At 70.7% G+C, this 569-nt stretch carries 1 protein-coding gene; it reads left to right on the top strand.

What is annotated here, in order from left to right; all coding sequences use genetic code 11:
• Positions 1 to 67 precede the first annotated feature (67 nt).
• On the top strand, positions 68 to 569 hold a 502-nt coding region (locus KUM32_RS37395; RefSeq protein ID WP_217146301.1), incomplete at its 3' end, for a helix-turn-helix domain-containing protein.

Genomic DNA, 569 nt, shown 5'->3' with positions numbered 1-569 from the left:
GCGCGAGACAGCATGTGAGGCCCGGCTGCCAGTACCGTTCACAGTGTCCACAGAACGGAGACGAGCCATGCCTCACTGGTCCGACTACAGCAACGGCGAGCGCATCAAGATCCTCCGCGGTTCCGAACTCAACCAAGCCGCCCTCGCCGAACTGACCGGTCTCTCGATCGCCACCATCCAGGCGGCGGAACAGGACAAGCGCCTTTCGTTGCCGACCCTGCTCAGGATCGCCGGAGCGCTCGGCGTTGACACGTCCGTCGTCCTCGGTCAGCAGGAGCCGCGCCGGGCGCTCGGGCAGGACGACCGGGCCATGATGCGCGCGCTGTCGCACGCCGTGCACGACACGGCGGCGGGCCTGGCCCCGTCCGTCGAGGCCCCCACCACCGCCGAACTCGGCAAGGCCACCCGACACGCGTGGGAGCTGTACTGGCAGGGTCGGTACGCCGAGGTAGGGGCGGTCGCCGCGCCCCTTTTGCGGTCCGCCGCCGCGCGACTGCACGAGCAACCCTCCGACGCGCGGGCCGAGGCGTGGGGCATCGTGGCCGACGCCTACCGCATCAGCGCCTACG

The organism is Streptomyces sp. AC627_RSS907, from assembly GCF_019049165.1.
This window is presented reverse-complemented; position numbering and strand designations above follow the sequence as displayed.